We start from the raw sequence: 24,116 nt of genomic DNA, 5'->3' as shown, positions 1-24,116 counted from the left end.
ACTCTCCGTATTATATATCTTAACATAGCTGACTTTTTTGATGCCCACTTACTTACCTTTCATACGCAAATTAACGACTTGACGAATCAAACTTTCAACCGCACCACTACCAAGAGGTAATTTTCGGGCTGCAACTTCGTTATATCTTAAAAGCCTGCGTCGGTAAGCTTTTAAAATATAATTCCGTTCTCGTACCAAAATTTTGAGGCGCTCTCCATTCGCCTCAGAAATAAATTCACCCATGTTTCTCATTAAATCTAGTGCCTGACCTTTTTTTAAACTTTTTCGAGCCTTTTGAAACCATTGTTGACGCTCATTGTTTGTGCTAAAAGCAGCATCAGCAAAGTCTTGTAAATGTGATGCAGCGTGAAAAAAGTCTAATAATTGATAAGTTTCAGATGGGCATTTTAACTTTTTGAGTAAAGGGGGAATATGTATCCAGATCCATTCTGCTCCATCCGCAATTAATAAAACTTGTTTCGCCTGACTAATACCTAAATTAACCAAGTACATCTCTAATATCTGCAAAAATTCTTGATATCCTTTATAAGTTCCATCATTGGTAATTGGAATCTCTCCATTCTTGATTTTTTCACCTTGCTCATTCACGACATAAATTGTTAATAGTTTTGGCTCAATCCATTCTCCCGTAAAGCCTACACGATTAGTCTTAACCTTACGCCTACCTTTTTTATTAATCCGAATCCGTGTACGACCGCCATCTACAGCAATAACAACACGCTGGCCTTTAAGAATATTACTCGTAGGTAAACTACCAAGCTCTAAACTTGTTATTTTTGATTTACGTAAATTTATACCAATTTTGCCAAAGTAATATGTTAGCCGTTCTATGCGTCTTAAGCTGATATTTATACCCCAATCAATTAATGTTGTCCGTGCTGCCTCAAACGAGCCAGCAATTGCACCATATTGGGCAACAGTCGATAAAACTACAGGGGTTAAACCTTCGGACATTCCTAAATATCTTAAGAATGGGCAGAATCCTTCATGTAAAGATTTTTTATTTTTATTTGGTTGAGTTTGACGTTCAACTACATACGGTAACTTTAAAGTTACTGCAACATTACCAACTGTTAATATTTGCCGTTTTTTACAACCGTGTTTTCGCGTCTTATTGTGCCACCATCCCTGAGTTTTCTGCATTGCTTTGTGCAAAAATTATTGAGATTTAGACAAGTTATGGAGCAATAAAGCAATACATTCTCCTGCTAAAATTAATGCCGATTCCCTAATTTGCTTTTCACGTAAGTTGAAAGTTTGTCCATTCCATTCTGGGATATTCGTTAATTCTAAAACTTTCGTAACTTTTTCTTGAAAGTGTGACACTGATTTGCCTAAATCAAAAGTACAATATATATTATTTTTCATGGTAAGCATTCCCTGTTTTTGTTTTGATGTCAGATATCAAAACCTTTACTCCAAAGGGAATCCTACCTTTTTTTGTATCCTAAAATCATCTATAATTTAACCCAGTATAAATAATTATTTAAGAGCAATAAATATTCTAGGTACAGTTAAATAGGTTTTTAGCGATCGCACCTTTTTTGGCCGACCTCACAAAATCGCGTTGCTCCCCTGTTGAGAAAAATCTCCCCATTGTCCGATAGCTACCGCTCTCCCCTGTCCAACGGGCAATTCCCAACATGGTGACTCGCCCGCTCATTGCTAACATTGCAATGATTATCTGGTTCAACTGACGCATCGTCGTAGCGTTTATCTGCGGCAGGAGGCATTGCAGGAGTGATAAGATATCGGGCATGGGTTGATTGTGGCTTTTGAGTTGTCGTTTGGGAAGACAATAACTCTACTACAGAGCGCCCTCTCTCTTCACCCTCTCATTTTGGCTAAGGTATTGGTTACTGTACAAATATTTATACCAAGTTGCTTAATTTAGCAATGATGGATGTCATATAAATAGTGTGATTAAGAACACTGCCTAGAAAAACTTTTATATTATATTGTCATTTCTATAGAACCCATTTGGGATCTTTGACGACGAGCTAAAATCAAAAATAAATGCCATATTCCAGTAGCTTAAGCGACAAAGAGTGGGAATTCATAGAGCCATTACTGCCCCAAAAGAAGAAAACCAAACCGCCTCGGTGGACAAAAAGAGAAATTCTTGATGGCATCTTCTATCAACTGAAAAACGGCTGTAATTGGTGTGATTTACCCAAGGATTTACCACCCTACTCGACAGTCTTCTGGCATTACAAGCAATGGCGGGCTGAGGGAGTTATCGAACAGATAATGACGACTTTACATTCCGAGGTACGTCAACAAGTTAAGAAAAACCAAAGTGGACGCGGTTGCTGATCATCGATTCACAAGCGGTAAAAAATACGTGCAATGCCAGTGTTGAGTCCAAAGGGTTTTGTCATTACAAATGTACTAATGGCATCAAACGCCATCTTGCTGTCGATACTCTGGGTTTGCCGTTTTTTACTCACTGCACCAAAGCCAATTTGTCCGACGACCAAGGCTTGATTGAACTGTTGAGTAACCACCTGGATTACTTTCGAGCCAAGCCTGTCAACATCCCCAAAATCACCATTCTGCTTGATCATGGCTATCACCCAGATACCATCACCCAAGCCTTGCAAAATCTCTATCCCCAGATCATGACCAAGGTTCGGTTTAAACTAGCACCCAAGCCAACCAAAGCCGAAAAGGCCGCACTTGGTAAAACTGGATTTGTCCCGGTGGCAACTCGATGGGTGATTGAACGGTCAAATGCTTGGATGGAACGATGCAAGAGTTTGGTGAAAAACTTTGAGAGAACCCTCAGCCATGCTACAGCAAAGCTCAACCTTTGTTTCATCAGATTGATGCTCAAACGGCTAGCTAACAAATAGATCCCAAATGGATTCTATAGAAAAAGGCTTTTAAAGTATAACGAAGTTATTGATAAAATGCGCTTTATCTTAAACTATCACCGATGGTGGCTGGCTGTATATTTACTCCGAGCGTCAGAAAAATCATGCAATAGTGCCATCAATGCCGGAACCACAGTCGGGGTCAAGATTGTGGAAAATGCTAAACCTCCGGTTAAGGCAATTCCTAGACCTTGATATAGTTCAGATCCCTGCCCTGGAAAGATTGCCAGGGGAATCACACCTAGTACGCTTGTACCTGCGGACATAAAGATGGGGCGGAGGCGATCGCGAGTAGCATTATAGAGAGATTCATCATACTTTTGTCCCTCCTGCTGTAGTTGTAGCACCCGTTCGACAATCAAGATGGCGTTATTCACTACTACTCCAGTTAAAATCAAAAACCCCAATCCGGTAATCATATCCAAAGGCACAATCACGCCAGGAATCCAGTTAGCAATAACCAGACTTAGCAATGCTCCTGTTAATCCCATCGGCACTGTTGCCATAATTACTAATGGATAGAAGAATGAACGATACAGGGCAACCAGTAGTAAATAGGTAATAATCACCGAGAACACAAAAGCAGAAGCCAGTTGCCCCACAGTTTCTGAAAGGCGATCGGCAGATCCAGCTAATTCCACACGAAATTCAGGCGGCAATTTGGTTCGTAATGGAGCTAGGATTTGATTTTCGGTTTGATTGACAAGTTGTCCTAATGGTGCATCTGGAGTCAAGCTTACGGTTAGAGTAGTAGAGCGTTCTAAATCCACATGGTTAATTACACCTGGCCCGGTTGTTTCGCGCACAGTTGCCACATCTGCCAGCTGAACTTGTCCCCCTTGGGAGGTAGTTATTGATTGCTGGTTATTCCCTGTTGCCTGCCCTTGAGGAATTCGAGAACTATATAGCGACAACTGGCGCAACTGTTCTGGTGTTTTAACAAAGATATTTTGCAACTGTACGGTGACATCCAGTTCTTCCTTACCATCCACAAACTCAGAGGCAAAACGACCTCCTAGCGCTGCTTCGACCATCGCCCCGACCTCGAATTCTGACAAACCGACTTCAGAAAGCCGCACACGGTTGGGAATGACTTGCAGCTGGGGAGCGCCGTTAATAGAGTTAGAGCGCGCATTAGCAACTCCCGGCAAGGCTGAGATTTGTTGAGTTAACTGTTGCTCTAGTTGATTGAGTTGTTGCAAATCTGGCCCAATGATTTGCACCTCAAACGATTTACCTGGATCGTTGAAGATGGGGAACCGGATCGGGAACATGAATTTGTAGCCTGGATAGCCAAAGCTTTGGCCAGTTAAGCGTTGTACTATCTGTGCCAGCCCGCTACCTGTCGCCGATTCTGGCTTGAGGTTGATGCCAATCCCGCGAAACTGGGGAAAGTTGACAAAAAATGTGTGAGCGATTTCAGGCTGCTGTTTCAAGAATCCTCTGGCAGGCGCAGATAGTTTGACTGCCTCTGGGACACTGGTTCCGGGAAATGTCTCGGTCAGCCAAAATACAAAATTCAGGTTGCCTTCTGGTAAATAGTCCGCAGGGGGCAGCAAGGCAATACTGGAAGCCAACAACACAATTGGAATAGACAGTAATACTAATCTGCGCTTGAGCCGACGCGGACCTAGCGCCCAACCTACCGTTGCCAATAAAAAGCTTTCTAACTTGCTTTGCAGCCGTCGGAACACAAACGAAGTCTGCATGACCTTTTGCTCTAGCCAGTTGCCGCTAGCTTGTAGCTGTAGTTGGGAATTGCTGGCGTTTCCTAGTTGGAAGGTTTGCTGTGCTTCTGCTGGGTTGAGAAACAAACTCGCCAACATCGGCAGCAACGTCAATGATGCAAACATCGATAATACAGCGGCCGCCGTAATTGTGATTGCCATATCGACAAACAACTGTGAGACTTCGCCTGTCACCAGCACCAGCGGCGCGAATACTGCCACGTTGGCCAATGTTGCCGCCAGGATTGCCCCGCTGACTTCCTGAGTACCGTCGATCGCTGCTTGCAGGCGACTTTTACCCTGCTGCATGTGAGTAAAGATGTTTTCAATGACGACGATGGCGTTATCGACCACCATCCCTGCTGCAAATCCCAATGCTGCCAAACTGATGATGTTGAGCGATCGCCCCAGCACTGCACTAACAATGAACACCACGATCATTGCAATGGGAATGCTAATGGCCACAACAACAACGGTGCGGAGGGAACCCAAAAACAACAGCAAGACTGCGATCGCCAACACTCCACCTGTAACTAAATCGCCTCGCACGTTAGACACCGACTGGTCAATGTAGGTGCTTTCATCGTAGAGAATCTCAAACTCAACCCCTTGGCCCTGACGATTAAGTTGCGTTTGTAAGCTGGCTAAGGCGGCTCGGACTCCCCTAGATACTTGTGGTACATTCGCGCCTACCCTGCGGATGATGCCAATTCCGGCAGATGGAGCATCGTTGAACAGAAACGCACTGTCTTGGAACTTACGCCCCATTTGCACCTCAGCCACATCCCCCAGAAATACTGTTCCTGCGTCATCGCGCCGCAGGACAAAGGTTTTGAGTTGATTTAACTCTTGCGCTCGGTTTACCGTCCGCACCTGATATTCGCGTTTTCCTAGCACCAAGGGGCCGCCTCGGATATCACGATTGTTAATTCTGAGCGTGTCAGTAAGATTGCTAAGGGTAAGGTTGCGATCTGACAAAGCTTTCGGATCGACCAGTACCTCAACTTCCCGTTTTTGTCCGCCAACAATAAAGAACCGACTCGTACCCTCGACTCGCCGCAGTGCGGGTTCAATCACTTCGTCAATCAAATCGCGGTAGCGGTTAGAGTCTGTCTGATAGCCAGGTTTTGGCTTCAGCACGATCCACATTATCGGGTTATTGTTGCCGCTAGCAACCTGCACATCAGACTCGCCCGCTTCCTGGGGTAGCTCTTCTAACTGCTGTAATTTATTCAGCACATTGACTAAGCGTGCATCGACATCTGTTCCCCAGTCAAACTTAATCGTTATAGTACTAATTCCCGATAGACTTTGGCTGGTAATTTCTTGAACGCTTTCGATTTCCTCCAGCACATCTTCAATTGGGCGAGTGATTAAATCCTCCACTTCCGCAGGAGCTGCGCCGATGTAGGGAGTGGTAATCGTAATTTCTGGGCGATCGCCTCCTGGTTGCAGCTCCAAAGGCAATCTGAACAGGGCAATCAACCCAAACATTGTCAACAGGCAGAATAAAACAAAAGTGCCATGTCGCCAACGGACAGAGGTTTCAATGAAGTTCATAATTCTTGCTTCGTGTTTTGTTCGGCAACTTGTACTGGCGCTCCATGCATCAGCCCTTCACCACCGCGCACAATGACGGGTTGCCCGACTTGCAACTGACTGCTAGAAATCGCCACTGTTTCGCCCATGTCAACGGCTAGTTTCACCTGCACCTGCACTGCTTTACCATCCGCGACGGTAAACAACAGCCAAGTGTCGTCGCGCTGAACCAAAGCATCGCGGGGAACGACTAAGCTATCCGCATCGAAAAGCAATTCTAACTCGCCAGCGGTCGCCATTTTGGGCAACAAACTCTGAGGTGGATTTTGCAATCGCACCCGTACCATTTGCCGCCGTGATGCTGCATTAGCAGCCGGAACCACGCCGCTAATTGTGGCGCGTCTTTGCCAGTTCGGGATAGCACGGGCAGTCAGTTGTACGGGCAAACCAGGGGTGATACTGCCGCTGAGTTGCTCCGGCAATTCCAGAAAAACATCCAACTCGTTACTATTTACCAGGGTTACCACCGGATCGCGACTTTCGACCAAATCGCCTGTACTGACCTCCCGCGATCGCACAATTCCACCTGCTGGAGCCTTAACCTGCGTCCGTGCTAGAGACAGTTTTGCCTGATTGGCCGCAGATGCGGCGGCGGCGACACTGGCTTTTTGAGCCGCAATTTCTTCACGAGTAGGGCCAGCTGTGGCTTCTGCTAGTGCTGCTTGTACTTTCAACCGTTCTGCTTGTGTTGCATCCACCGCCGCTGTTTCCTCTAATAGTGCCTTCTCACTGATTGCTCCTGCTGCTACCAACTCTTGGTAACGTTTGAGGTTCTGCTGCGCCTCTCGTTCACGTGCTTGGACAGAGCGGAGTTCGGCTTGACGCTGGGCAATGATTTCCGGTCGGGTGCCTACTAAAAGACGCGCCAGTTCGCTGCGCTCCTGCGTCAGTCTTGCTCGTGCTTCTGCTAATACTAGCTGCTGATCTGCATCGTCTAAGGTGGCGATTGTCATTCCTGGGCTGATGCGATCTCCTACCTCCACCAAAACTCGCTCGACCGTCCCTGCGGTTTGCGTGCGGAGTGTGGCACTTTTAGTTGCCTCTACTTGCCCCAATAACTGGATGCGTCTAACGCCTTGACCTTGTTTCAGGGCAATGGTTTCTACTGGGGTTGGGGGCTGCCCTTGAGCCATTTGAGAAGATGCAGGGTCGTTGGCAGAAGTGAGCGTCCGCCAAACAACTACACCGCCACCTACTAGTAGCAAGAGTGCTAGCAGCCCAAGTTGCACTCGGTTTAGGCGGCGAGATGGTACTGAAGGTTGTGGTGACGAACCCTGGGATTCAGAAGTTTTCATAGTTAATGAAGCACCTGTGATTAGTTGCCTGGTATGGGTTCTATTGCTTGAGATAGTGCTTGTGCATTGTGCAAATTATTAAGCATAACTTTCGTATGAAAAGACCGGACGGGAAATGGTACTAAAGCATAAACCTAGACAATCGCGTGAATTTGTCGCATCAGGATGTATCGCTCCGGTACGGCAGAGTTAGGCACATTGCATTAGGATCGGCTGACCTCCTTTCGTCATCAAGGTCAATAAAGTCCCAAGCGACGTACCATTGCAAGAATCTTCAAAATCGTTCCAAAGGCATCCTTGTGCTGTTGAAATTAAATTTAAAGCATTGGCATCCCCATGCAATGGCTGTAGTCGAGCAATTGGGAACTGAAGTAATAAGCGATCGTAAGTTTCTTGAAGCAGTATTAAATCACTTGTAGTTAGAATATGATCCACTTGTAGAGAGACGAATTATTTGACCAAAGCGACAAATTAAAAGTCAATTTTTTCACGCCTGCAAGCTTTTAGGGAAGCGGATTGAATTTTTGGGGTTTGTGATGTGAAGTTGTAGAAATTGCTTGAACAGGCGATGCAAAAGCATTTGGATGGATGATGGACAATCTGTCGCTTTGGTCAAATAATTTGTCCCTCTACACGTAGGATAGCTATATACACCGTTGTCAATGCTATTCTCTACGCACTCTGTGAAGGATGTACTTGGAGAGGATTACCAGGGGATTTTCCTGCATGGTCTACTGTTTATGGTTATTTTTGGAGATGGAGCCAAGATGGAACTTGGTTAAAAATTCACGACAAATTATACCAATGGACTCGCGTGGCAGCAGGACGTGAACCTAGCCCGTCAGAAGCAGCAGTTGATAGTCAATCAGTAGAAACAGCAACCATGATATCCCAAGAGGTAGGTTATGATGCAGGCAAAAAAATACACGGTCGTAAACGACATCTGAGTGTGGATTTACTAGGGCTAGTTTTAGGAGTGTTAGTTATCTCTGCAAGTCTTCCAGAGCGCCAAGGAGCGAAACAAGTCCTCAAACGAGTTCATGATACGGGAAATCAGGTAAAGCGGTTGCACACTATTTGGATGGATGGAGGATACCGAGGCGAAGAATTTATGTGTTGGGTGATGGATATGTTTCGGTGGATTGTGGAAATTGTGCTTCGACCCTTGGAAAAGAAAGGTTTTGTCCATTTACCAAAGCGCTGGGTTGTTGAGCGAACTTTTGGTTGGCTTAACTGGTGTCGGCGTTTAAGTAAAGATTATGAACGACTACCAGAAACCTCTGAGACTTTTATTTACATTGCGATGATACGTCTTATGGTTAGGCAACTGGCATAATTTTTGGCTCGCTTCGACTTTTACAACATCCTCTAAGAAAGATGCGACTAATGCATAGCACAGATGCCCGACCACAGTCCTGCCCGATTCAGCTATCAATGAATTCCACTTTGGAAGTCCCTTGGATTTGTGTTAACAGACTTTTGAGGTAATAAGGAACTGCGTTTTCTGTTTCCCACCGATGAGAAACTTCCAAATTTTTAGTAATTTCGTAACTGACAATAGCCTGGTAAAGAGTAGCTAAAATTTGCGATTTTTGGAACACAGTAATTAATTCTTCCATTGGCATAAAAGCTGTCCAAGGTTTTAAATAGGCATTGCGTAACCTTAGTTGTACATCAGTTACTTCGGGAAATTCTTGTGTAATTTCGTGTAAAAAGAAACCTGCATCGAAAAAAGGATGAGATATTGCACTATCAGACCAATCAAAATAGATAAATCTTTCATTAGTAACAACTACATTTTGGCAGTGAAAATCACCGTGTATTAGAGTTTGAGGTATGCCAAAACCATCTAACTCATTGCATCTTGCTACTAGTTGAGGAACCAAAGAGCTTAATGTCTCTATTTCTGTTTCAGATAGAATTGGATCATTTTGCGGTACTAGAAGTGCAGATTTGTCTGCAAATAAAGGTTTAATCTGGCTAGCTAATTGCTCTATCCGTCGATCAGGAAAGCCTATATCAAGCAATTTATCTACCTGATGAACAGCCTGAATTTGTATCTCAGCTTCCAAGCGAAGTGCTTCTTCCCATTGAGAAATATCTGCAACTTCGCTCAGGAGGTTACCACCGAAATCCCACATTAACATCCACTGCTGTTCTGTATCTACAGCTAGCAACTTAGGTAAGTGGTTAGGGTAGAGTTGAGCAAGAAAATCGGTCAATGTGGGTTCTTTACCAAATATACCAAACACTGCTTTAAAGTAAAGCTTTCCATCTGTTGTACTAACTTTTAAAAGACAAGAACGAGTTTGGGATTTGACTTGCTCGATGGGAGCAAAAGCACACAAGCCATTAGAATTGAGTTGTAGATTAATCCAGGTTGCTGTCCTGTCAAACCACCCTATTTTCGCCCAAGGAACTCGCAGTACTGGTATGTTATCGCTATCCGTCTCGGTAAACCAAGTTTTAAGAACTTGCCGAACTTTGGAATTTACAAATGTGAGATCATCCAATTCATGGAATTGTACCCAACGTGCATTTGCAGGGAGTGTCCAGTGAGGAGAGTGATTTTCCATTGCATACACCCTGCACCCAGTTTTGGTTTCCATATTATAATCTTCATAAAAGCAGCGCAGTGTAGTAACATTCAATCCTAACTGGGCTTTCATTGCTTTATTAATGTGTCCCACCATCCCAAAGTGGTGCTCATAAGGCAAAAAATGCGGCAAAGACCAGTTATTTTCATCAGATAGAATTAACACTTGCCGTTCGTCTGTTATATTGAAAATGATACTGTAATAGTCAAAATGGAAATCTGGGGAGTGGACTACAACTACTTGGCTCATAACGTGGTATTTTTCTCCTACAGAAATTCGTGGTGATATTTTCAGCAACGCCTGTGGGCTATGTCTTTTATCCAATCTATCCAAATCTGCTTTATAAATTCTTTGTCACCCCTTTAGGGTTAGTTTATCGTTCTCTCTAATAAATCAACTTTTGTATATTTTCTGAAAAAAGGTATCATAAACTACTATTTTTTAGCTATCAGAGAAGTTTTAAGTCTACTAAAATTAACCAGCTAATGCTTGTTCCAAATCCTTAATCAAATCATTAGGATCTTCAATGCCGATAGAGAGACGAATTAAGTTCTTAGCGACATACGTATTATCATCACACCTGGAAACTTTTGAATGAGACATTGTTGATGCATGCTCAATAAGAGATATAACACCACCAAGGCTAACTGCCAATTTGAAAACTTTAGTTCCTTCAACTACTTTTACACTTTCTTGAATTCCATTATAGACCTCAAAAGAAACTATGGCTCCGAATCCTTTCATCTGCTTCTTAGCAAGTTCATGCTGAGGATGTGATGGAAGTCCGGGATAAATAACTTTTTTAATTTTAGGATGTGTTTCAAGATATTTGGCGACTAGAGCAGCATTATTGATTTGCTTATTCAGCCGTATAGCAAGAGTCTGTATTGATTGTATTAGTAACCATGCAGAGTGAGGATCAAGACAAGACCCAATTAATATTTGTTTATCCCAAAATCTTTTTGCCAGTGTATTATTTGTGACAATAGCTCCCGCGCTAACATTCATATGCCCAGAAATATATTTAGTTAAACTGTGTACCACAACATCTGCACCTAGCTTTATAGGGTTTTGACAGTAAGGTGTAGCAAATGTGTTATCCACAACAATTAAAATCCCTCGTTCTTTGGTATAAGATGAAACAGCCTTAATATCAACTATATTTAAATTAGGATTATCAGGAGACTCTATATAAATAACCTTAGTGTTAATTCTTACCAATTTGGAAATTTCTTCAATATTCTGATTATCGAAGAATGTTACTTCGATACCCAAATTTGGAAAGTCTTTAGTTAGTAACACAGACGTATCTGTGTAAACTGATTTACAACATAAGATATGGTCACCTGGATTCAGCGTAGAGTATAGCACGCAGAAAATAGCTGCCATACCTGACGGAAAAGCAAGAGCTGTTTCTGCTCCTTCAAGCTTAGCCAACATTTTCTCTAACACTGTAACCGTCGGATTTCCCCATCTTGTATAGTAACTATTTGGACGCGTAGCATTTTCATTTTTAACAGCCGTTTCATAATCTACCATCTCAAAGATACTAGTTTGATAAATAGGCGGTACAAGTGGTTGAAACTCACACTCAACTGGTGGTAAATCAACTACTAAACTATCAAATGATTTCTCTTCCATATACCTCCTAAGTTGATTGCTTACTATTTTATTTTTGATAAACTTGTGATCAGGTCAGTAAGTCGGCAGGGGCGTTGGTAACATACAGTTGCCATCCTGCCAATTGTTGAGCAGTCTCGATAGCAGCAGTTTGTTGTTGGTAGTGCAGTTGGAGATACTCTTGATAAACCAGCTCAGTAGGAGAGTTTGCACTTGGTCAGGGCTCAATTAAGGTCAAAAACTGAAACTGGCGTAGGTTAGATTGAGGAACGTAACTCAACATCATCAAGGCTTGGTTAGGTTGAGCGACAGATCAACCCAACATACTATTCTTCTCAACTGAACCGTATTGGTTTTTGAGTTGTCTTTTCGGAGACAACCCTACTACTATATCAGATATCTTTTTTCATACTCTTTTTTGGTGAAGTATTGGTTAATCTGACTTGTTCGCTATTTCTTCCATCTTCTTCCTTAAACTCAGTGGTCTCATATCAGTCCATACTTGCTTGATATACTCAAGACATTCTGCCTTAAGACCACTTTTTCCAGCATCCCACCAGCCGAGTGCGTTTTCTCGGTCAACAGGCCAGATAGAGTACTGCTCTTCATGATTAACTACAACTTTGTAAATCATGGTATCTTCTTTTTCGTCTTGATACATTTTTGTCTCCTGTGAGTTTATTTTCAACGCTTAGTATCAAAATCTTGCACTTTCAAACTAAAGTGTGGAGTTGTATAGAGACACATATATGTGCTTTTCTCAAGGGAATAAAGTCATGTTTCTACATCTATTAAAATTATAGGTGCAATTTGCCTTTAAGACATAATAAAGGCGTCAAATGGGTTCTATAGGTTCGTAAACTGAAATTTCAAACATAAGAGTTTTATAGCAAAAATCTTTCCATTCAGGTGTTATATTGTCAAAAATGATATTTTCGTCTTTAAAAATCCCATCTGTGACTACGTAGTTTTCTTGGAGATAAAGAAAGTCATCATCAGTTAGTTCTCGCTCAACTTCAACTTCTTGGTTATCGATTTTTTTCTTTTCTTTCTTAGTATTTTTAGAATACTCTACCCATTGACTGAACTCACGTAATCTTTTTACGGAGTAGGCTTTGCAATATTTTCCCATTGTTGCCATGATTTTACCTCTAGTTGTATTTCAGTTATATTTGTTTCTTATTCACATGATGCGGACGTCCGAAAGTTCTATATTACACCTTATAAGATTGAACCTGATTAAGGCTCTGCCTTAATTTTTCTGCTAAAACTTGAACATGGGGTGCAGCTATCATGGTGTAATGATCTCCTGGAACTACTTGGATGTCTACTAATTCACAAGCAAGTTCACCCCAACCATGCATAGGATCTAAGGGAATATCAATGTTTTGCTCATTACTTTCACTGGAAAAGTACAAAGCAATTTTACTGGGATAGATATCTTGTGGGAGATAATCGATACCTGCTTGAACGTTTGCATCAAAAACTTGCAGCAAACCACGGAGTTGATTAGTTATAGTTGCCGGAGCTAGTTGCTGAATTACGGTTAATTGCGCTTCCAAGTAATTGAATTGTTCCTCGGAATTAAGAGTTAGAAAAACCTCGTATGGAATGTCCAATTTTTTCCCTGATAGACGTTCTACGGCATGGATTATATACTTGAGCCTAGTAGCCTCATCCAAATGAAAATTTTGGGGTTTATTACTAGCAATCGGTGCTAAACCATCTAGAATTACCAGTAGAGCTACTTCATTAGCTTGCTTTTGTAACTGTTGGGACATTTCAAAAGCTATCCAACTGCCAAATGAATAACCACCGATAATATACGGACCCTGCGGTTGAACAGTTTGTATAGCTTGGATATAGTGAGCAGCAATATCTTCAACTCTAGTAAAAGGTGACGATATGTCATCTAGACCCAGTGCTTGCAAAGTATAAAAAGGTTGATCTAAACCAAGATGCTGCGCCAAGTGTCGGAAGTAAATTACATTACCATCAATTCCTGATACACAGAAAAAAGGTAGCTTAGAACCTTTTTTTTGAATAGGAACTAAGGGTGACCAAGGCAAAGAATTTGTTTTTTGTCGAAGTATCTCTGCAATTTGCTCTATCGTGGGATTTTGAAGCAAAGTTGCTAAAGGCAGATTTGCCGCAAATTGTTGCTGAATCTGAGCCATTAAACGAACTGCTAAAAGTGAATGACCCCCCATTTCAAAAAAATTATCTTTGACTCCAACAGTATTAATATTGAGAATATTTTGCCAAATTTGTGTTAAATGCAATTCAAGTTCATTTCGAGGAAGAACAAATTCATTAGTAACAATAATGTTAGAGATATCTGCTTTAGGAAGAACACTACGGTTTACTTTGCCATTAGTATTTAGGGGTAATGTATCAAGCTGTACATATACGGACGGAATCATGTAATTAGGCAATATTTCTTTTAGAAACTGGTACAGTTCACTACTGCTCACCATGCCTTCCTGTTGAGGAACAATATAAGCAACCAAAATTTTGTCACCTCTGTGGTCTTCACGAGTAATTACCGTTGTCTGGGCAACATGGGAATGTTGAGCTAGCACTGCTTCAATTTCTTCGAGTTCGATACGGAAACCACGAATTTTTACTTGGTTATCAATACGTCCCATATACTCAATGTTGCCATCTGGTAAGTAACGGGCCAAATCTCCAGTTTTGTATAGGCGAGATCCTGGGCGTTCGCTAAAGGGATGAGAGATGAATCTTTTTGCTGTCAAATCGGGGCAATTCAGATAGCCTCTAGACACACCAGCACCACCGATGTATAGTTCACCAATAACTCCGATGGGAACTGGTTGCAAGTGATTATTTAGGATATATAACTCAGTATTAGCGATTGCTCGACCAATAGGGACGTTATTTTCTCCAAAGTCTTGTTCTCCAACTTCGTAAATGCAGCATCCTACAACTGTTTCTGTTGGACCATATTCGTTAATCAATCTAATTTCAGGCGCGTATTGTTCCCAGAAGGAAATACATTTTGCTGATAAAGTTTCGCCACCGATAATAAATGCTTTCGTCTGAATTTTTACTTTATTCCCGGCTAACATTTGATTAAGAATTTCCAAATGAGCGGGAGTAATTTTCACCAAACTGAATTTTGTTTCAGAACATAATGCTGTCTTTAGTGCCTCGATTTCTTCTACTTCTGGTAGGAGTACTACTTTCTGTCCCACCAACAGGGGAGAAAATAAACTCGTAATGGTGGCATCAAAACCAATGGAAGAGTTGACAGTAGCTCCTTCTCCATCTGCGACATTATAGGTTTTTATACACCAACTGAGATAATTTACCATTCCAGAGTGGATGATCATTGTCCCCTTCGGTTTTCCCGTAGAACCAGAAGTGTAAATTACATAAGCTAAGTTATGTGGGTGAACTTTACTGTTAGGGTTTACTTGAAACTGTTGGGAAATAGTTTGCCAATCTTGATCTAGGCAAAATGTTTGTGCTTGGTGTATGGGAAGCTTATCTAAAAGCTGCTGTTGAGTTAACAAAACCTGAATCTGTGAATCTAATAGCATAAAAGCCAAACGTTCTTGAGGATAGGTAGGGTCTAGAGGCAAATAAGCTCCACCAGCTTTGAGAATTGCTAACAGTCCGACTAACATTTCTAAAGAACGGTTGACACAAATCCCTACCAGCACTTCTGGCTTAACTCCTAACGCTTGTAGATGATGTGCAAATTGATTAGCACGGCAATTCAACTCTTGGTAAGTGATTTGTTGGTCTTGAAATACCGCAGCTACTGCATCAGGGGTGTGTTCAACTTGTTGTTCAAATAATTGATGGATACATTGATCTGCTGGATATTTACTGATGGTATCATTCCAATCTACAACCAACTGATGCCATTCATTATCAGAAATAAGTTGCTGAAACTTGTAGCTTCTCAATGGTTCTAAACCCATTGCAGTAAGGGTTCTAGTATAGTAACCACTTATATCCTCCATTTGCCTATTGCATAGCTCAAGTCCATCACCAGTTAAAGTTAGCTTTACTTGGGACGAGAACAAATCTACGCTGAAATCAGCCATAAAAGTGAAATTTGTCACTGCGTAACCATTTTCTGCTAAAACCTCAATACTATTGGATTCTTGAAGACTTTGATAAATATGAAAATGCGTAAAGTTAAAGGCTGTCTCGAATAACGGCTGTCTACCCAGATCCCTTTGGATTTTGGCCATTGGATAGCGTCGGAAAGCCAGCAATTCCTGTTCAGCCTCGAAAGTTTTTCGTACTAAGTCTATCCAGCTGCCTCCTAGCAAATTTAGACGAAACGGTATGGTATTGAGAAATAGTCCAAGAACTCTTTCCCCATCTGTAGCTTCTGGTCTTCCATTTGTTACTAAACCAGTCAAAACATCAGATTGACCACTGAGTAGGCTCATAATTATAAGGTGTGCAGCCAGAAGGACACTTTTAAGAGGGACACTCATGGACTGAGCTAATTGTCTTAGTCCTTCAGAGACTTCAGGAATTAGTGGAACTTCTTTTACTAGAATTCTTTGCTGATTGTTACCTATTCGATAGGAAGAAGGCCAACGAGGAAGCTTTGAAATTGTACTATCACTGAGTTTCTTAAGCCAGTAGTCTCGACACTCCCCTGATTCAATAGCTTTTAACTCCAAAGCCACAAAATCCCGGTATGTAATCGCTGGTGGTGGTTGTATAAGAAAGGTTTTTTTATGTAAGTTGGAAATGTAGATCTCGTAAAATTCAGTAATCAGGTTAGCCAAACTCCATCCATCAAGAATCGCATGATGAAAGCTCAAACTAAACTGAAATGTTTCCTCACTGCGACGGTGTAGCTGGAAGCGTATGAGAGGAGGATGTCTCCAATCAAAACGTCGGAGCTTTTCAGATTCAATCCAGGCTGCCAAAACTTTATCTTGCTCAACTTGAGCAAGATGACGTATGTCGTCGACCTGCAAGGGAATATCGACGGTCTGATAAACTAGTTGCAGTGGTTCACTGTAGCCAGTGAGATCGAAAGCAGTACGCAATACAGTATGACGAGTTATTAATTGCTGAGTAGCTGTTTCCCAGGACTGAAGGTTGAGGGGGGTTCGTATGTGAAAGCTAAAGATATCGTGATATACAGCATTTTCAGGGCTGTACTCGTTATGGAAAAGCATCCCTTCCTGAAGCATGGTTAGGGGATATGCATCCTCCACGTTGTTAGCCAATCTCTGGCAGTCTTCTTGGGAAATAAGGCTAAACGGATGCGTGCGCTCTGAATTTACATTAGTGGCTTCTGTAGATTTTAATTCTCGAGCCAGTTCTTGAATTGTCTGATACTGAAATATTTGCTGAACAGATAAGTTTAGAGATTTCTCTTGAGCTTTAGAAAGCACTTGTATACTACGTATAGAATCTCCTCCTAACTCGAAAAAGTTGTCATGGATGCCCACTTGCTCAACACCAAGTACTTGTATCCAAATTTCGGTTAATATTTTTTCTGTACGAGTCTGGGGCTGTACAAAACCTTCTTCTAATTCAGGTCTGACTGTGTCAAGTGCTGGTAGTGCTTGGCGGTCTACCTTTCCATTGGGCGTTAAAGGTAGGGTCTCTAGTAGTATGAAAACAGATGGAATCATATACTCGGGTAACTTTTCTTTCAAAAAGTGCCGCAAATCACTGACTCTGACAGATGATTCCTGGTTGGGTATTATGTAAGACGCTAGGCACTTGTTGCCAGACTCATCCTCCCGCATCAAAACCACTACCTGTTGAACTTCTGAGTGTTGACCCAAGACCGCTTCAATCTCTCTTAGTTCAATGCGGAAACCGCGAATCTTTACTTGATGGTCGATTCGACCAATAAACTCAATACTGCCGTCCGGTAAATAGCGAGCTAAATCTCCCGTTCGATAAAGGCGTGATCCAGGTTCATCAATGAGAGGATTAGGAATGAATTTTTCTGCAGTTAACTCAGGTTGATTATAACCCCGGGCTACTCCGAAACCACCAACATAAAGTTCTCCTAGAATACCGATTGGTACTCGATTTAAATGTGAATCTAATAAATAAACTCTTCTATCTCCTATAGGTTTCCCAATCGGGATTGACTGTAGCGTTTCATCCAGTTGTTTAGGGATGTGATAACAACAGGTAAATACCGTACATTCTGAAGGTCCATAGCCATTGGTAATTTTAGTGGAAGGTAAAAGTTCAAGAGCGCGATGAACATGAGGAACCGATAACGCTTCTCCACCGATTATCAACTGTTTTACACTTAATAGTACTTCAGGGACTAAATCAATAATGGCGTTAAACAATGCTGAAGTTAGCCATAAAATATCAACACTATACTTCTGAATTACATCACCTAAGTCTTTTGGTGTAAAAAAGTTTCCTGAATAAAGAACACAGCGTGCACCATGCAGTAATGGCGTCCACAGTTCTAAAGTGAATGCATCCCATGAAACCGAAGAATACTGTAGAAAGGTTTGTTCAGAATTTAGGTTAAGGTAGTTTGCCTCAAACATAAAACCAATAATGCTGCGGTGAGGAATCTCTATTCCTTTTGGTTTTCCTGTAGACCCAGAGGTGTAAACGATGTAGGCTAGGTTCTCAGGTGTCAGATTGCTACTAGGATTTTCTTCATTCTCCAAGGCAATTGCTTTCCAATCTAAATCAAGATAAACTACTTGTGCCCAATGAACTGGCAATTTGCCTTCTAAATTCTGCTGAGTGATGACTATTGGTGTCTGAACATCCTCCATTATGAAAGCTATACGTTCTAAAGGATATGCCGGATCTATTAGTGTATAAACGCCGCCAGCCTTAAGAATTCCTAAAATCCCAATCACCATTTCTAAAGAACGTTCTAAGAAGACTCCTACAGGGACTTCTGAACTTACCCCCAGCTTCTGTAAGTAATGCGCTAGCTGATTGGCTTTTTGATTAAGTTCTTTATAGCTTAGTAAAGCGTTTTCATATATCAGTGCTGTGGCATTGGGGTTATTTGAAACTTGGTTCTCAAATATTTTGTGGACACACCAGTACTGTTGAGAGCTTTTTTGCATTATTCGTCTCCAACTTTACTTAAATGGCTGGTTGAAAAAAGTAAGATCTCCGAGTTTTAATTTTTCCTTCCTCGAAAGAGTACACCTCTGCAAAAAGTTCATCAATTTGGCAACCGTTTTTATTCAGACCAATAAATCGACCCCAGCAAGCTCCATTATTTTCTTCAATTACAATTTTCTCAATATGGTGTTTGCCTGATTCAATAATCCGTTCCATTTGATAAAATAGTAATAAACGGTCTAAACCATAAAATGTTGCATAGCCAGGACGTTCATAGATAATGCTAGCGTATAAAATTTCCTTTAACGCCTGCCAATCCGACGAATCGATAGCACGAAATAACTCAATTACCAGGTTGCTTGAATTGGTAATATTTATAAATGAATTACTACTATTTTTATGCATAACTCCATTTCTCCAATTGACGCAATTCAGCTTTAGAAATAAGCGGCACAGTTGACAAACGCTGATTAGGGTTCATTCCAAAATTTTCCAATAAAGTCTGAATATGTCCTAGCATCCGGAGAATTACAGCAGAATCGAAACGCTTTTTGTCGTAAATAATTTGCAGTGATAATTCAGGATGTAATTTTACTACTAAGGTAAGGGGATAATTGGTACATAATAGCAAGCGAATATTTTGGATTTCCAAGTTTTCACAAGATATTTTTTGAGTGAAATCCTCGAAAATTAAGAGGCTTTCAAACAAAGGCAAGCCACTAGATATTTCACTCCAATTCTGAATTTTAAAGGATGGAGTACACTGATATTTTTGCAGTTCTAATTGTTGATTTTGAAATTCTTTTAGCCAGTGTAACAACTGTGCTTGAGCAGGTACTCGGACTCTTATGGGGAGTATATTGTCTAAGAGTCCGACCATACACTCAATTCCGGACAAAGTAGTCAGGCGACTAGAAACAGTGATTCCAAATACTACATCATCATTGTCATTATAACGGCTTAAGAGCATAGCCCAAGCTCCCTGGACTAAAGTCTTTAGATTGATTTGCTGCTCTTGCGCCAAAGATCGCAATCTTTCTGTAGCTGTTACTGATAGCCGGATTAGTTGATTGTTGTTTTCCCTTCGGTCAGTTAGGTTATTGAAAACCCGATCTACAACCAAAGGAGTAGGTCTAGTAAAGCCTTTAAGTAACTGGTTCCAAAACTCTTCAGCTTGAGATAAATCTTGCTGTCTTAGCCACATAACATAGTCTCGATAGGGACAAATCTGCGTCAGTGAAAAGTTTTCACCTCGACAAGAGCTATCATATAAAGCGAAAACTTCCTTCAAAATCAGAAAAACACTCCAACTATCCAAAATCAGGGAGTCATAAATCCATGCAAATTGATAAGTATATTCATCTGTATGGCAAACCATTATATGTATTAGCGGTGGTTTCGCAAGGTTAAAGCTACGGACTTGCTTAGCATTAATATAATGCTCTAGTTTTTCTTCTTGCTGAGTAAGGGAAAAACAGCGCCAATCTTGCTGGTCTAAAGAAAATTTCACTTGTTTGTGTACTACTTGAAGTGGATTTTTAACACGCTGCCAAACGAAATAAGTACGCAGTAATGGTTGGCGGTCAATGACTTGCTGCCATGCCTGCTCAAATGCTAAGACATCCAGCATTCCGTGTAAAGTACAAATAAACTGACCACAAGACAAGTCTGCCTTTGACATTTTGAGTCTATTCAAGAGTATACTTTCCTGTAAGTATGAAAGAGGATAGATATTCTCGACATTTTGTAACTCCATTTCCTTGCCTTTTTGTTTAGTTTGGAAGATTATTTTGGTATTGAATTCAGTTTAATTAACTTCCTAAAAAAATCTCTTTGTGACCAAATAGTCTTTCAGATGTTATGTTTCTCTTTTTACATTCTTCAATCAGCTTGTTAGATTCAACGACTGGGCGGGATTTTTCGTTATATTGAACAGATGTTAAATGAGTGAGCCAGGGTTCTTGTCCCATTGCATATACATAAACTTCTTTGGGATTAAATTGATTAATCAACTTGATTCCTTTCTCACAATCTGATCCATCAAGTCTTCTTGTCTGGTCTATTTTTCTTGCGAATGTTTTAGTTAATAATGAACCATATAACCAACTTAACGGTGCCCCGTCACATTCCATGCCTAAGAATATTATGTCAATATCTCCAACTATTTCATATATATGCTCATAAAGCTGAGGTTCAATATTATTTGAATCAGATGCACATAAAATAGACTTTCCTTCTATACTTATTAAGTATGCCGTTTTAGTTCTAATATTTAGGTCTGCATGTTCTCCAAAAAAAGGTAAGCTAACTATATATCCTTCAGGAATTATTATGGATTCAATTTCATCGATCTCTGTAATATTATTAAATCCAATATTTTGTAATATTAACTTTAATGATGGATCTGCTAAAACGCCATTATTACTTTTAGGAATTACTAAATTTACGATTTTATGGCGTAATTGTAACAATGTTTCAAATACACAATGGTCTTGATGATTGTGAGTAATTAATACATAGTCAATTTTGTTTGGTAAATCAGAGTATGTATAACGATAAAGTTCACTATTATCATGTTTGTAACTAACTAATGGATCGCACAAAATACTCAAATATTTTGTCTCAATTAAAATACAAGCGTGTCCAAAATAGCGAATTCTTATACTACAATCACTATATTTTGAGTATTTTTTATATGGTTCTTTTGTAAAAAATGATGAAAATAAAATATTATCTTTATTCTGGATACCTAAAACTTCTTTAATATGACTTAATGAATTAGGAAACTCTTTCATTTTAAATAATATATCTAGTTCTCCAGAACTAAAAGGAAAATTCAGATGTAAACACTGATCGTTCATCAATCGGGGTGTACTTAAAACAAACGGACGACTATCCTGTTCAATAAGAGATAAGGCGACAGTTTGTAATGATTGATCATAATATTTGCTTTTATATAGCAGTCCTTCTATAAATCGAATTGAGGGATTATTGTCTAAATCATATACTAGTTCGACATACCCTTTTAAAATTTTAGGAATATTTTGATAGAGTGGTTCAAGAGAATAACCATTAGCCTGCTCAGTTAACATTTGAGTGAGAGTTTTGATAGCTTCTGCCAATTTCAACATTTGGGCTTGCTCTTTATTAGTTTTTTCCAATAATGCTTTAATTTCATTTACTCTGTCTGCTTTGTAAGATATAAATGAACCACCAATCATAGCTGGATTATTGAGGGCTGACATATGCAGCTTCGGAGATGCTATGAAGGATTGCATGATTTTTAAATGTGAATTAGCCATGTACATGGAACTAGTAGCAGGTGATATTAAGTATGTCCACGCATACCATTTATTAAATAAGGGTTCAATCAATACATTTTGCTTAAGATATACGTTGTCGTTTTTCATATCTACTTTAGTGTTGTAATTTATAAAAAACTAAATTTCTAAAAAATAAAAGGAATTAGAACAGTTGATTACTTAGATTAGTTGAACCTATAATTAAAGATTTTTTTATTTCATTGCGTTTTGTTCGCAATGAAAGATACTATTTTTAATCACAACTTAGTATCAGCTTTTTTTGCATCTTTTTCAACCCGTTGAACTCCTAAGAAATAAGGCAAAAGGGAAGAGAATTTAATTTATTTCGCCTTTCCCGCAGCTACGCCTCCGTTGGAGACTCACGTTAAACTTCAATGTCAAGGTTACCGTAATTTAGCTTTATAACTCGGTCAGCTATATAAAAGTAGTGATCATCATGTGTGATGACAAAAACGGTTTTACCCCTGTGCTTCAAATCTTTCAACAGTTGTGTGTAAAAAATTTTTTTAAACACAGGATCTTGGTCTGAAGCCCATTCGTCAAACAGGTAGATGGGACGATCTTCTAAGTAAGCCGTGAGAAGAGCCAAGCGTTTTCGCTGTCCCTGAGAAAGGGCTAAAGTAGAAAGCTTGTTATCTTTCACCTGAACCTTTTGGTCTAGCTGCAGTTGAATTAAATACTGACGGACTTGGGAATTTAAATTAGTAATACTCGATCCCAAAAGCCGCTCAAACAGATAAAAGTCAGAAAAAATAGCTGAAAAATGCTGGCGATACCATACCCGATTTTCATCCAAAATGGGTTTACTATCAAGACGAATTTTTCCGGTTTCAGGTTTGTAAAGTCCAGTGATTAGCTTTGCAAGAGTGGACTTGCCACTACCATTACCACCCACGATAAAGACTAACTCGCCTGGATAGAAAACTAGATTGATTGGACCGAGGGTGAAACTGCTTTCCTCCTGACGATAAGAGTGGGTCACAGCCTCTAACTCTAAACATTGCCAGCAAGCCGTAAATTCAGATGGAGCTTTGTCAGTACTTTCTGGTGTGTGGACTGCTAATAATGGATCCAAAGACTCAATCTTTGCCAGGGCGATGCCAGCTTTACCAAAGATAGGCAATGTACTCAGTATAGATCCTAAAGGTTGTATCAAATAAATAGTCACTAAGGCATAGCTAGACAATACTCCAGGTTCAATCTGGATCAATCGAGGGAGACTAAAGAGCAGTAGACCAATAGTTAGGAAAATAACAAGTAAGCCCCAGCTTGAGGCAAATGCAAAAATAATAAGCCCAATAACGCTGTAATGGCGGAAGGTGGTTGCAGCTACCCGGAGATCTTTAGAAAAAAACATATTCTGCCGTTGGTGATGCAACTTCAATTCTTTGAAACCTTGAGTCATAGCTCGAAAGTGCTTGAATAACTGATCCTGTTCCTCACGAGCGAGTTTTAGAAAGTAATTACCTTTGATTATCAAAAACTGAACGCTAAGAATTCCTAAAACCATCATGCCAAGCATGAAAATGAATGCCACCCAGGAGAGGTAGCTTAAATAGATCAAACAGGTAACAACGATGGCAATGTCAGTACAGAGCAAAGGAAAGCTTAAAAAAGCAGCAGATACTGACTGGATATCATCTGTTAGTGTTGCTAGCAAACGGGAAGCACCAATCTCCTCAAATTCAAGCAGAGGAAAACTAAGGATACGACGGCTTAGCAACATTCTCAATTCAAAGACAGATCCCTCAGAAAGTTTAGCTAACAGGGCTTGAGAAGTTATACTCGTGACAAATAGGAGGAAAGAAATTGTTACAAAACTCCAAGTTAGTTTGGCTGTTTGTACATCATTACCTCTTAGTACAGCGCTGATCACTGCAATCAAGCCTGTACTGCTAGCCCCGCTGAGCAATCCCATCGTAACTGCGAGAACGAGGACTAACCACGAATTGCGTAAGAGAGGAAGAATCAATTTCATATGGAATAT

The 24,116-nt window shown here is 40.5% G+C and carries 14 protein-coding genes and 2 pseudogenes; 3 read left to right on the top strand and 13 right to left on the bottom strand.

Translation table 11 applies throughout. The features are described from left to right. Positions 1-54: 54 nt before the first annotated feature. Both ACM0OY_RS29440 and ACM0OY_RS29435 read right to left on the bottom strand, forming a co-directional pair. A pseudogene (locus ACM0OY_RS29440) lies at positions 55-1,389 on the bottom strand (ISLre2 family transposase); the annotation flags it as partial. 136 nt (positions 1,390-1,525) lie between these two features. Then, positions 1,526-1,780 (bottom strand): transposase, encoded by a 255-nt coding sequence (locus tag ACM0OY_RS29435; RefSeq protein WP_414572318.1) that lies wholly within the window; start codon positions 1,778-1,780, stop codon positions 1,526-1,528. A gap of 257 nt (positions 1,781-2,037) precedes the next feature. Here ACM0OY_RS29435 and ACM0OY_RS29430 point away from each other — a divergent pair, with 257 nt between their 5' ends. Continuing rightward, positions 2,038-2,337: a transposase gene (locus tag ACM0OY_RS29430; protein ID WP_414572317.1), complete on the top strand. Its 300-nt coding sequence runs from the start codon at positions 2,038-2,040 to the stop codon at positions 2,335-2,337. After that, on the top strand, positions 2,331-2,876 hold the full coding sequence (locus ACM0OY_RS29425; protein ID WP_414572316.1) for a transposase: 546 nt from the start codon (positions 2,331-2,333) through the stop codon (positions 2,874-2,876). Before ACM0OY_RS29430 ends, ACM0OY_RS29425 begins: the two co-directional genes overlap by 7 nt. Before the next feature lie 77 nt (positions 2,877-2,953). Here the strand turns inward: ACM0OY_RS29425 and ACM0OY_RS29420 are convergent, their stop codons facing one another. After that, positions 2,954-6,184 carry an efflux RND transporter permease subunit gene (locus ACM0OY_RS29420; protein ID WP_414572315.1) on the bottom strand — a complete coding sequence of 1,077 codons (3,231 nt, stop codon included), beginning with the start codon at positions 6,182-6,184 and terminating at the stop codon, positions 2,954-2,956. Continuing rightward, positions 6,181-7,518, bottom strand: a complete 1,338-nt coding sequence (locus ACM0OY_RS29415) for an efflux RND transporter periplasmic adaptor subunit (RefSeq protein ID WP_414572314.1) — start codon at positions 7,516-7,518, stop codon at positions 6,181-6,183. Before ACM0OY_RS29415 ends, ACM0OY_RS29420 begins: the two co-directional genes overlap by 4 nt. Positions 7,519-8,152: 634 nt before the next feature. On the opposite strand from ACM0OY_RS29415, the pseudogene ACM0OY_RS29410 reads away from it, so the two are divergent. Then, positions 8,153-8,854: pseudogene (locus ACM0OY_RS29410) on the top strand (IS5 family transposase); the annotation flags it as partial. 88 nt (positions 8,855-8,942) lie between these two features. Here the strand turns inward: ACM0OY_RS29410 and ACM0OY_RS29405 are convergent. The 9 genes from ACM0OY_RS29405 to ACM0OY_RS29365 form a co-directional block, all read right to left on the bottom strand. Then, positions 8,943-10,364: an aminoglycoside phosphotransferase family protein gene (locus tag ACM0OY_RS29405; RefSeq protein WP_414572313.1), complete on the bottom strand. Its 1,422-nt coding sequence runs from the start codon at positions 10,362-10,364 to the stop codon at positions 8,943-8,945. A gap of 225 nt (positions 10,365-10,589) precedes the next feature. Beyond that, on the bottom strand, positions 10,590-11,756 hold the full coding sequence (locus ACM0OY_RS29400) for a trans-sulfuration enzyme family protein (protein ID WP_414572312.1): 1,167 nt from the start codon (positions 11,754-11,756) through the stop codon (positions 10,590-10,592). 412 nt (positions 11,757-12,168) lie between these two features. Beyond that, on the bottom strand, positions 12,169-12,396 hold the full coding sequence (locus tag ACM0OY_RS29395) for an MbtH family protein (RefSeq protein WP_414572311.1): 228 nt from the start codon (positions 12,394-12,396) through the stop codon (positions 12,169-12,171). A 174-nt stretch (positions 12,397-12,570) separates the two neighbouring features. Continuing rightward, positions 12,571-12,876, bottom strand: coding sequence for a hypothetical protein (locus ACM0OY_RS29390; protein WP_414572310.1), 306 nt, complete (start codon positions 12,874-12,876; stop codon positions 12,571-12,573). Between the two features lie 73 nt (positions 12,877-12,949). Continuing rightward, the gene (locus tag ACM0OY_RS29385) at positions 12,950-18,805 is read right to left on the bottom strand and encodes an amino acid adenylation domain-containing protein (protein ID WP_414572309.1); all 5,856 of its coding nucleotides are present in this window, start codon (positions 18,803-18,805) and stop codon (positions 12,950-12,952) included. 19 nt (positions 18,806-18,824) lie between these two features. Then, complete coding sequence (locus ACM0OY_RS29380) at positions 18,825-19,211, bottom strand: nuclear transport factor 2 family protein (protein WP_414572308.1); 387 nt, start codon at positions 19,209-19,211, stop codon at positions 18,825-18,827. After that, the gene (locus ACM0OY_RS29375; protein ID WP_414572307.1) at positions 19,204-20,562 is read right to left on the bottom strand and encodes a condensation domain-containing protein; all 1,359 of its coding nucleotides are present in this window, start codon (positions 20,560-20,562) and stop codon (positions 19,204-19,206) included. The genes ACM0OY_RS29380 and ACM0OY_RS29375 overlap by 8 nt, the downstream gene beginning before the upstream one ends. A 55-nt stretch (positions 20,563-20,617) precedes the next feature. After that, positions 20,618-22,216, bottom strand: coding sequence for an MBL fold metallo-hydrolase (locus ACM0OY_RS29370; RefSeq protein ID WP_414572306.1), 1,599 nt, complete (start codon positions 22,214-22,216; stop codon positions 20,618-20,620). A gap of 277 nt (positions 22,217-22,493) precedes the next feature. Beyond that, entirely contained in the window at positions 22,494-24,107 is a 1,614-nt protein-coding gene (locus ACM0OY_RS29365; protein WP_414572305.1) for a cyclic peptide export ABC transporter, read from the bottom strand. Between the last annotated feature and the right edge of the window lie 9 nt (positions 24,108-24,116).

This window comes from Nostoc sp. CCY 9925, assembly GCF_963920935.1.
Lineage (GTDB): Bacteria > Cyanobacteriota > Cyanobacteriia > Cyanobacteriales > Nostocaceae > Nostoc.
Note: the sequence above shows the minus strand (reverse complement) of the source record. Positions and strands in the feature narration are given on the sequence as shown.

Coding starts and splice junctions, on each gene's coding strand:
- ACM0OY_RS29400 (WP_414572312.1), bottom strand. CDS start 11,756: ATGGAAGAGAAATCATTTGATAGTTTAGTAGTTGATTTACCACCAGTT.
- ACM0OY_RS29390 (WP_414572310.1), bottom strand. CDS start 12,876: ATGGCAACAATGGGAAAATATTGCAAAGCCTACTCCGTAAAAAGATTA.
- ACM0OY_RS29370 (WP_414572306.1), bottom strand. CDS start 22,216: ATGAAAAACGACAACGTATATCTTAAGCAAAATGTATTGATTGAACCC.
- ACM0OY_RS29420 (WP_414572315.1), bottom strand. CDS start 6,184: ATGAACTTCATTGAAACCTCTGTCCGTTGGCGACATGGCACTTTTGTT.
- ACM0OY_RS29435 (WP_414572318.1), bottom strand. CDS start 1,780: ATGCCCGATATCTTATCACTCCTGCAATGCCTCCTGCCGCAGATAAAC.
- ACM0OY_RS29415 (WP_414572314.1), bottom strand. CDS start 7,518: ATGAAAACTTCTGAATCCCAGGGTTCGTCACCACAACCTTCAGTACCA.
- ACM0OY_RS29380 (WP_414572308.1), bottom strand. CDS start 19,211: ATGCATAAAAATAGTAGTAATTCATTTATAAATATTACCAATTCAAGC.
- ACM0OY_RS29405 (WP_414572313.1), bottom strand. CDS start 10,364: ATGAGCCAAGTAGTTGTAGTCCACTCCCCAGATTTCCATTTTGACTAT.
- ACM0OY_RS29375 (WP_414572307.1), bottom strand. CDS start 20,562: ATGGAGTTACAAAATGTCGAGAATATCTATCCTCTTTCATACTTACAG.
- ACM0OY_RS29365 (WP_414572305.1), bottom strand. CDS start 24,107: ATGAAATTGATTCTTCCTCTCTTACGCAATTCGTGGTTAGTCCTCGTT.
- ACM0OY_RS29395 (WP_414572311.1), bottom strand. CDS start 12,396: ATGTATCAAGACGAAAAAGAAGATACCATGATTTACAAAGTTGTAGTT.
- ACM0OY_RS29430 (WP_414572317.1), top strand. CDS start 2,038: ATGCCATATTCCAGTAGCTTAAGCGACAAAGAGTGGGAATTCATAGAG.
- ACM0OY_RS29385 (WP_414572309.1), bottom strand. CDS start 18,805: ATGCAAAAAAGCTCTCAACAGTACTGGTGTGTCCACAAAATATTTGAG.